This is a genomic window from Ruegeria sp. BA2, assembly GCF_056539605.1.
In genome coordinates this window covers 593,687-602,737 of sequence record NZ_JBQFVE010000002.1, presented here as the reverse complement: position 1 = coordinate 602,737, position 9,051 = coordinate 593,687, and the positions used below count along the sequence as shown (strand labels likewise).

8 protein-coding genes and 1 pseudogene are annotated in these 9,051 nt (G+C 54.8%); 2 read left to right on the top strand and 7 right to left on the bottom strand.

Features of this window, described 5'->3' with window-relative positions:
- The 7 genes and pseudogenes from ACR0NN_RS07535 to ACR0NN_RS07505 form a co-directional block, all read right to left on the bottom strand.
- Positions 1 to 558 (bottom strand): annotated as a pseudogene (locus tag ACR0NN_RS07535) (transposase); the annotation flags it as partial.
- A gap of 285 nt (positions 559 to 843) precedes the next feature.
- Entirely contained in the window at positions 844 to 1,653 is an 810-nt protein-coding gene (locus ACR0NN_RS07530; protein WP_170728005.1) for an NAD-dependent epimerase/dehydratase family protein, read from the bottom strand.
- Positions 1,641 to 2,543 (bottom strand): hypothetical protein, encoded by a 903-nt coding sequence (locus tag ACR0NN_RS07525; RefSeq protein WP_480684319.1) that lies wholly within the window; start codon positions 2,541 to 2,543, stop codon positions 1,641 to 1,643. The genes ACR0NN_RS07530 and ACR0NN_RS07525 overlap by 13 nt, the downstream gene beginning before the upstream one ends.
- Positions 2,544 to 2,595: 52 nt before the next feature.
- On the bottom strand, positions 2,596 to 3,591 hold the full coding sequence (locus tag ACR0NN_RS07520; RefSeq protein ID WP_010437236.1) for a substrate-binding domain-containing protein: 996 nt from the start codon (positions 3,589 to 3,591) through the stop codon (positions 2,596 to 2,598).
- A gap of 56 nt (positions 3,592 to 3,647) precedes the next feature.
- The gene (locus tag ACR0NN_RS07515; protein WP_480684333.1) at positions 3,648 to 4,634 is read right to left on the bottom strand and encodes an ABC transporter permease; all 987 of its coding nucleotides are present in this window, start codon (positions 4,632 to 4,634) and stop codon (positions 3,648 to 3,650) included.
- Positions 4,635 to 4,636: 2 nt separating this feature from the next.
- Entirely contained in the window at positions 4,637 to 6,190 is a 1,554-nt protein-coding gene (locus tag ACR0NN_RS07510) for a sugar ABC transporter ATP-binding protein (protein WP_480684318.1), read from the bottom strand.
- A 147-nt stretch (positions 6,191 to 6,337) separates the two neighbouring features.
- On the bottom strand, positions 6,338 to 7,009 hold the full coding sequence (locus tag ACR0NN_RS07505) for a GntR family transcriptional regulator (RefSeq protein WP_170728009.1): 672 nt from the start codon (positions 7,007 to 7,009) through the stop codon (positions 6,338 to 6,340).
- 106 nt (positions 7,010 to 7,115) lie between these two features.
- On the opposite strand from ACR0NN_RS07505, the gene ACR0NN_RS07500 reads away from it, so the two are divergent.
- Both ACR0NN_RS07500 and ACR0NN_RS07495 read left to right on the top strand, forming a co-directional pair.
- Complete coding sequence (locus ACR0NN_RS07500; protein WP_170728010.1) at positions 7,116 to 7,985, top strand: SMP-30/gluconolactonase/LRE family protein; 870 nt, start codon at positions 7,116 to 7,118, stop codon at positions 7,983 to 7,985.
- Positions 7,986 to 8,011: 26 nt separating this feature from the next.
- Positions 8,012 to 9,046, top strand: a complete 1,035-nt coding sequence (locus ACR0NN_RS07495) for a sugar ABC transporter substrate-binding protein (protein ID WP_170728011.1) — start codon at positions 8,012 to 8,014, stop codon at positions 9,044 to 9,046.
- Positions 9,047 to 9,051: the final 5 nt, after the last annotated feature.

Here is a 9,051-nt window from a genome sequence, read left to right as displayed (position 1 = left end):
TCCAGACCCGGCCGGGGTGTGGACGGCGATTTTCAAGCCCCGCTTCACCAAACGCCTCATAGCGGGCACACCAGCGGTAGAACGTGGTCTTCGGTATGCCCAGCTTCGACAGCGTCCTCTTTGCTGGCAAGTGGGACTGCTCGACGAGGCGAATGATCTCGAGCTTCTCGGTTGCGGGATATCTCATATGTCGCCGTCCCCATCCCCGAGCATGCTTTTTTTGAGCAAGCGGTTTTCCAAGGTGAGGTCGGCAACGGCCTCCTTCAGGGCCGACGCCTCGGCCCGCAGCTCCTTCACTTCGGGGCTAGTCGCTTGCCTGGCTGTGTCGCCTGCCAGCCGCTTCTTTCCGGCCTCCAGGAACTCTTTCGACCAGGAATAGTACAGGCTCGTGGCAATCCCCTCGCGACGGCAGAGCGAGGCGATGCTCTCCTCGCCACGCAAACCCTCCAGCACAATGCGGATCTTCTCCTCCGCAGAATGGTGCTTGCGCGTCTTGCGGCGAATGTCCTTGACGACCCGTTCAGCCGTCGGTTTGTCGGTTCCAGCTTTCCGTCTCATCTTAACTCCTTAACGGTTCAGATGAGCCAGAAACCTTCCGTTATGCAAATCCTTCAATCAGGCCCAAAGGTGCTGATCTCAGACAGCACCCAGATAACACCCGTTCAGCGACGTTTGCAGTTTGTTATCGAAGTATCAAACATCAATGGTTGCCAAATCTGGCGCTCGTTATGTCGCTGTCCGTCGACCGCGAAAAGGACAACGCTGATCTTTTCAACGCTTACTTCGATGTGAGGTTTCGGAAACTGATTGCGCGACGCGAAAACAATACCCGGGCCTTGTACTCTACCAATCCGGAAAACGTGTCGTGAAATTGCTGGGGAGCCGGACTGTAAACAGCTGCTGCAGCATTGATCTCAAGGAAATGCCCACTGTTATTTTTGCGGGGCTTCCATCCTTTGGAGAATAGCCAATCGCTTGTCGTGTTTCGGTGATGTCCCAGCGCATACCTGGGTTATCTGACATTAGATTCAGGGCTGCGAAGGAAATATCCTTGGCATCTATTGCGGCGCGCATTCCGCCTAGAAAGTCCCGATCACTCAACCACATTTCCTGACCCCACCGGCCCATCGCCATGTGTGTGCCGGGTTGGTTGCCGTGAGTCCATTGCGTCCAGCCGATGCGCAAGCAGATGACCGACAGTCCGTGATGCTCGGCGAAATAGGCCCCTGTCCGTTCACAGAATAGCTTTGACATGCCGTAGGCGTTTACTGGCCCTGGTGGTGTCGCGCTGTTGAGCACCTCATGCGTGAACCTTTTGTCGCCGTGAACCCAGTTGGAGCTGGCAAGAACCACGCGGCTGACGCCCATGGCTGCCGCATGGTGATAGAGAGAAAGCGTTGCATCCATATTGTGTTTGATCGCGGAGGCCCAAGTGGCGGAGGGCTCTCGGTCTCCGGCAAGATGCACGATAACGTCCACTCCCTCTAGCAAACTGACCCAACTGCTGTCGTCGGACAGGTCTGCTGTGTGAATGTCGGGATGATCAACGGGACGGATGTCGATGCCAGAGACGATGTAATTGGAGTCGATTTCTAGCGCGTTGAAGAGTTTGCGGCCTAGATGCCCGCCTGCGCCTGTAATCAAGACATGCATGACAGGAACTCCTTGTTGTTTGTGAGCCCCAATGGCATTTGGGTTGCATCTTCATCCGTCAAGACGCGGAACGTCTGCCGAAAACTCAGCGTTTCATTTGGTGCAAGCTTGCGTGCCGGGGAGTGCCACTCCGCTTCGCAATAGGCGTAATCGGCTGAATTAAAGACCTCAAACGGATAGTCGTGTGCAAATTGATCGCCCTTTTGAGGTTCTGGTACCGAGCACATTAGCAACGGGGCATCAGCGCCGCACCGTATCAATGTACGACCGTTGGGGTTCGGTAGCCCGACCTTGAATTCCTGCTGTCTGTTGCAATCCAGGACAATGCTTTTGCCGTGCGTCGCTATCATCCCTTCGGCAGAGCCAAAAACAGGATAAAATGCAGGGTCTTGCAATTCGACACCGACCTTGGTGGGGGTGTTAAGCATCATGACTGACCAAATGCCGGTCAGGCGCGAGGAGGTCCCATGGTTGACCACGATGTGTTCTATTTCCCAGCTTTCCGCCGAGGTCAGCGTGATGCGGCGCGACACTGACAAGTGCGAGGTCGGGCATACTGCGCTGGTCATGTCGATACGAGTGCTGCTTCTTGAAGTGATCTGGTAAGAGCCGCTGTCCAACACGGGAAACGGAGCGCCGTTTACCCAGGATGCATCTGGGGCGATCCACGTCTTCTCTCCGCCCCAGAGCGGAAAACCAAATTGTGGAGAGCGTGTGGGCAGATCAGTAAGCCGTGTGTCATCGACATCCAAACCGTCGAGATCTGCGTTCTGAAATAGGAGGGAGCGACCTTGGAAGTTTATATCCCATAGGCGGCCCCCGATGCCGGGCAGTAGTGTCAGCTGCAGATCGTTTTGCTGCAGGTGAAGAACGCTCCATCTGTCCGACATGTACCCCCTCCTATCGGTTTCCCGGCGCGATCGAATGCGCCGGGACAATCCCTTAGGTGTGCTTGAACTGGACGACGTTCTCGGCAGTAATCGGCATAACCCCGGTTTCAACGCGCTCGGGTAGAGGATTGATGCCAGCCGCCTTCCAATCGGGCAAGACCTTCAGCGCATCAGTGTTCTGCCAATGCATCATGTGGAAGGCGAGAAAGATCTCAAGATAGGATTTCTGAGCCACTGCGCCGTGAATTGTGCCGTCTTCGATATAGGGAAGCATATCATCATTTCGGTCCATCGCGACGATCTTGATGTCTTTGCGTCCCGCCTCATTGACGGCAATTGCAGCGCCTTTGCCACTGTCGCCGTCCGTGCCGCCAATGCCAACAATATCCGGGTTCGCCTGAATTGCCTGAAGGTAGGCTGTCGGCGCATAGGACGGATCGGCCTTATCATTGACGACGTCGACGACCTCGATATCCGGGTATTTCTCGGCAAAAATTTGTTTGTACCCTTCGACACGCTCCAATGTGGAAGGGGCAGGGAAAGTACCAAGGATAACTTTGCCTTTCCCGCCAATCGCTTGCGCCAGCATTTCGCCGCCGACACGTCCTGCCTGAACACCGTTGATACCAAGGAATGTGGACCGGGGACTGTCGGGAATATCGCCAATACAACATGTGACTGGAATGCCAGCCTCCACCGCACGTTCGACGCCTGGGGCCAGAGTGGCTGGATCACCGGGGAAGATAAGGATGCCTGCGGGACGTCTTGCGATCAGTTCATCCAACTGGCGTGCTTGTGCGGCCGTGTCGAAATCCAACGGGCCCGTGAATGTGGCCTTGATGCCCATCAGTTCCTCAAGGTCTTCCATCGCATTTCGATAGTCCACCCAGAACGGTACCTGCGTGACGATGGACAGGAACACATACTCCTTGCCGGCCGCTTGCGCCATGGCTTCTTTGGACAGCATGGGCAGTCCGAACGCTGCGGCCAATCCAGCGGTGGTGCCCGCTGTCAGCAGCCTGCGCCGATTCACATTCAGTTCAGTCATCGTAGTCTCCCTGTTTTGGATCTTTAGTTGTTGTTGAGTTTTGGAAAGCTTCGGGCTCAGCCCCGTTTGCTTCGGATCAGCATGTCCAAGGCGACCGCTGTAACGAGTACACCGCCGATGACGATCATCTGCCAGTAGATCGATACGGCCAGCATCGTCATAGTGTTGTTGATCAACGCGACGAAAACGACGCCGAGGAAAGCACCAAGAATAGTACCTTCGCCGCCGCGTAGGGATGCGCCACCGATGACAGCCGCTGCCAGAACCTGAAGTTCGATACCGTTTCCTGCCGTGGGCGTGCCGCTCATCAGGCGGGAGGCCAGCAATACACCCGCCAAAGCAGCCAGAATACCGGTCAGTGCGTACAGAATGATACGTACGCGTGTGACATGGATGCCTGACAACATCGCGGCCTTTTCATTGGCGCCGATGAAATAGACCTGACGGAAAAAGCGCGTATGGCGGACGGCCAGGTCAAACAGAACGACGAGCAGAATGGTGAACAAGACGATTACCGGAAAGCCGCCTATGTCAGCTTTGCCGATCCAGGCAAATGATGCCGGCAGGCTTGAGACAGAAAAACCTTCGGTCAGGACAAGAGCGATACCTCGCGCGATCGACATCGTTCCGAGGGTCGCGATAAGCGGATTGATCCCGAGGCCGGTCACGAGCAAACCGTTCACTACCCCGACAATTCCACCCAACACTAATCCGCATACCACAGCGAGCGGAATTGGCATGCCAGTCAAAAGCAGCATGGCTACGACGGTAGAAGACAAAGCCATAACCGATCCAACGGAAAGATCGAACCCGCCGGATGCAAGTAGGATCGCCATACCGATCACGATGATCGCGGTGGGGGCCATGCCCACGGCCACGGCTCGAAAGTTCGAGAAGCTGAGGAAATAGGGATTAACGTTGGACATCACGATGATGATGGCGGCGATCAGAACGATCAGCGTCAGTTCACGAATATCGACAAAAGCTTGCAGAACACGGCGCAGCAGCGGACGCTTAATGGGCAAGTTGGCTTGAGCGGTCATGGTCACGTCGCGACTCCTGATTGATTGGTTTGGGGTGCGTCCACAATTGGAACGGAATTTCCAGCGGCCATTTGAAGAAGCGTGGTTTCGGTTGCCTCAGCGGCTGCGATGTCTCCCATGAGGCGACCGTCGTGGACGACAAGGATGCGGGTCGAGAGAGAGACCAGTTCGGGAAAATCGGATGACACGACGAGGATGGCCATTCCCTCGGCTGCTCGACGCAAAAGTTCCGTGTGGATTTGGAATTTGGCTCCGACATCGACCCCTTTTGTGGGCTCCTCAATGATCAGAAGAGCTGGCGCGCGTTTGAGCCACTTGGCCAACATAATCTTTTGCTGATTGCCCCCTGAGAGATCACCAACAAGTTCGTTAATCCCGCTGGTTTTGACACTGAATGCGTCAATGGCTGTTTGGCTGGCTGCTTTGATCGAGCCCGAACGCATGAACCCAGCAGACGCATGATCGGAAAGACTGGCCGCGATCAGGTTGTCGCTGAGTGATTGTTCCAGAAAGAGGCCTTCAGTCTTGCGTTCCTCGGGAACAAACCCGACCCCAGCACGCATCGCCTGCCGCAAGGACGCAAAGTTAACAGGCTTGCGGTGCAGTCTGATCTCCCCGGTCGCGCCATGCATCAACCCGACAATCGATCGAACAATCTCGCTGCGGCGAGCGCCCATCAACCCTGCCATCCCTACAATCTCTCCGGCTTTAATGGAGAAAGAAATGTCTTCGAATTCATCTGGATGGGTTAATTCTTGGACATGCAAAACCTCTTCGCCGTTAACCTTACCTGACCGCGTGACATCACCGGGGTGAGCGCCGCCGATCATCTCGGCGACGACTTGTTCCTGAGAAGTTTCCGAAACCGGTAAAGTGCTGATGTGGCGCCCATCTCGCAAAACGGTAATGCGATCCGAGATCTGGAAAATCTCGGCCATATGGTGGCTGACATAGACGATGCCAATCCCTTTCTTTGTCAGGGACTTTAGGACTTCGAATAGTGCGTCTACTTCGTCGGGTGCCAATGCCGATGTCGGTTCATCCAGCAAAAGGACGCGGGAATTCAACGACAGCGCCTTGGCGATTTCAACAATCTGGCGGGAGCTTATTGGCAAGTTTTCCACGGGTGTTGAGACGTCGATATCCAGACCGAATTCCGCCAGTAACGCCTCCGCACGGCGGCGCAGTTCAGGCCAGTCAACTACGCCAAACCGGGTGGGTACGCGCCCTGCGTAGATGTTTTCCGCAACAGAGAGCGCGCCAGCGAGGCTGAGTTCTTGAAAAACACAGCCGATGCCCAGGGATTGCGCGTGTGATGGGCTTTCGACTCGCTGTTCCTTGCCGTCGCACAGGATACGCCCAGCAGAAGGTTGGTGAAGTCCATAAAACAGGCCGAGACAAGTGGATTTTCCGGCGCCGTTTTCCCCGCATAGCGCGTGAACTTCGCCGGGTCTCAATTCAAAGTCGACGCCATCCAAAACAATATTCGTGCTGAAGCTTTTGCCAACCCGATCCAGCTGGATCAGTGGCTGTAGCCCCGGTGAGTCAGGTTTCATTGCTGGCGTCATACAAGCTTCCTCCCGCCTTTTGATTGGCATCTGATATCTCAGATGTCAACTGAAAAAGAAAAGACCGTGAGGTGCCCAAAAGAAAGGGGCGGCGCCGTTCTGGCCCGCCCCCGTCACAACGAAGCTACGTTTTTGCTAGGATGCGGTCGCTCCTTCGAGAACGATGGCGGCGCTTTTGTAGGCTTGTCTGGTGCGGTCAATATGCGCTGTGAGAAGAGATTTGATTTTGGCCATGTCACCTTCGCGAACGGCAATAGCGATTTTCGAATGCTCGTCGAAGGAGAGCTCAGTATGCTGTGGCAGTTTCGCCAAATGGGTTCGCAATGCGGCAATCTTACCGATGTAGCGTGTATAGCTGGCCGTCAGATAATCGTTACCGGCATGTTCAAAAATCAACTGATGAAATGTGGTATCCAGTGAAAGGTAGCCCTTTTCATTACCTCGCCTGCGTTCCTTCTCCATGTCCTTCACGACATGCTGCATGTCGCCGGCAAGACCTTCCGGGTTCCGCAACAACGCAAGTTCAAAGGCGGCAGTTTCGATGGCCTGTCTGAAATCGCAGATCTGAGTCACTTCCGGCTCAGACAGCGAAAAAACACGTGCGCCTTTTTGAGGCTCGATACTGACCAACCCTTCGTCACGTAATTGAGCGAGTGCTTCGCGGACTGGCGATTTCGATACGCCCAGCTCTTCGGAGATTTTTCGCTCCGACAAAACCTGACCCATTTTCAGGGAGCCATCGATAATACTATTCCGCAAGTGTTCCAGTGCGAGTTCACGCAAAGACTTGGGTCTCTCAAGCGCCATCTGAGGATATCTCCAAAAAAAGGTGTTGCCAGATGCAAGATATCTGATACACCAGATTAGGCAAGCTGGTATATCAGATATCAGAATGTATTTGGGAGATCAAAAAGTGCGCGCAGAGTTGGTCGTCGATTGTAAGAACCAGCACGGGGAAGGGATTTTCTGGAATCCCGCCGATGGCCTTATCTGGTGGACCGACATTGAGGGCTGCGCGCTTTGGTCATTTGATCCTGCAACGTCAGAAACCGCCTCTCATGAAATGCCGGAGCGTGTGTGTTGCTTCGCGCCGCGCGCGTCTGGCGGTCTGATTGTTGCTTATGCGGATCGAGTTGTCTTGTTCGATTCGCCCAATGGCAAGGAAACCCTCGTGGCACGGTTCGAGTCGAGCAATCCGGAGACACGGCTGAACGATGGGCGAACTGATCGCCAGGGGCGATTGATTGTTGGAGGCATGAACGAAGTTTCTGGTAAAGCCGATTCGTCAGTCATCTGCGTCGATAAGGATTTGAGTGTACGGACGATTATCGAAGGAGTGTCTTGCGCCAATTCGACTTGCTTTACGTCCGACGGTGAGACGATGTACTTCGCGGATACCCCGGATCGGGAAATCGTCGCATTTGATTACGACGCCCGCAGTGGAACCGTTTCGAACCGTCGGCAGCACGCTTCTTTCAATGATGAGCCTGGCTTGCCTGACGGGTCCTGTGTCGATGCCGAAGGTGGCGTCTGGAACGCCGAATGGGAAGGCCGTCGCGTTGTTCGCGTCGCACCTGACGGCACGATAGATCGCGTGATCGAGGTGCCGGTCTGGAAGCCCACCTGTTGCGCTTTCGGTGGACCTGATCTCGACACGCTGTTCATCACGACCTCAAGGCTGATGAGTGACGAAGCAGCTTTAACAAAAGAACCGGAATCTGGCGGCCTCTTCGCTGTGAAACCCGGCGTTCGTGGCGTGATCGACGCGCCATTCAAAGGATAACCAACGAAATTCTGGAGGAGAAAACTATGTTGAAAACGCTAATGACCACTACGCTTGCCGCGGGGTTCGCCACGCTAGCAACGGTCGCTCTGGCGGAAAATTATCCAGCACCGGTTCCACTTGAGGACGGGGCACAAGCGCCAATCGATGCAATAGAACCCAAGAACGATACGTTCCGGATCGCGTATATGCCGCCGGCGACCGAGTTCAACTACTACATCGCCATCGGTGAAGGCATCAAAGCGGTTGCTGCTGAAGCCGGGGTCGAAGTCTTCATGCTTGCGCCCCAGTCCGGTGCGGACATCAACGGCCAAATGGGAATGATCCAGGATGTGCTGACGCAGGATGTGGATGCAATCATCTTTGGGACACACGATGAATTTGCTGCCGCACCACTGCTAAAGCAGGCAGTAGACAAGGGCATGGCAGTTCTGATGATCAATTCGGACATCCCGAACTTCCCGACACCAATTCATGGCGTTGTCGGGTACTCTCAGCGTAACGGCACGCATGCTATCGCTGATTGGGCCATTGAGACTTATGGCGATAAACCGTTGAAGGTCGGCATTATCGAAGGGCAGCCTGGCTATCACTCGACCGAACGTGTGGGCGGTTTCCTCGACGGTATCGAGGGCAATGATAACTTCGACGTTGTGGTATCCATTGATGGTAAATGGAACGTTGAAGGCGGCAACACTGCTGGTATGGATATCCTGCAGTCGAACCCCGATCTCGACATGATCTTTGCGGCGAACGACTACATGATCATTGGGGCATCATTTGCTGCAAAAGCACTTGGCCGCAATGATATCGTCCTTTTGGGCAATGATGGTGACACGTCTGGCCTTGAAGAAATCGCGGCTGGCAACATCACGGCAACCGTCAACACCTCGCCATTCTTAATGGGTAAAGCGGCCATGCACGCAACCATTGATGCGCTCAACGGGTCCTATCCCGGCGGCTGGATCGAAACGCCCACATCGATTGAAGACAAAGACGGTGCGATCAGCGTGCTGCAAGAGCCAGAAAAGCTCTTCCCGCAGCCGTCCAAAGAGTACTGAACTTT

Coding starts and splice junctions, on each gene's coding strand:
- ACR0NN_RS07530 (WP_170728005.1), bottom strand. CDS start 1,653: ATGCATGTCTTGATTACAGGCGCAGGCGGGCATCTAGGCCGCAAACTC.
- ACR0NN_RS07525 (WP_480684319.1), bottom strand. CDS start 2,543: ATGTCGGACAGATGGAGCGTTCTTCACCTGCAGCAAAACGATCTGCAG.
- ACR0NN_RS07520 (WP_010437236.1), bottom strand. CDS start 3,591: ATGACTGAACTGAATGTGAATCGGCGCAGGCTGCTGACAGCGGGCACC.
- ACR0NN_RS07515 (WP_480684333.1), bottom strand. CDS start 4,634: ATGACCGCTCAAGCCAACTTGCCCATTAAGCGTCCGCTGCTGCGCCGT.
- ACR0NN_RS07510 (WP_480684318.1), bottom strand. CDS start 6,190: ATGAAACCTGACTCACCGGGGCTACAGCCACTGATCCAGCTGGATCGG.
- ACR0NN_RS07505 (WP_170728009.1), bottom strand. CDS start 7,009: ATGGCGCTTGAGAGACCCAAGTCTTTGCGTGAACTCGCACTGGAACAC.
- ACR0NN_RS07495 (WP_170728011.1), top strand. CDS start 8,012: ATGTTGAAAACGCTAATGACCACTACGCTTGCCGCGGGGTTCGCCACG.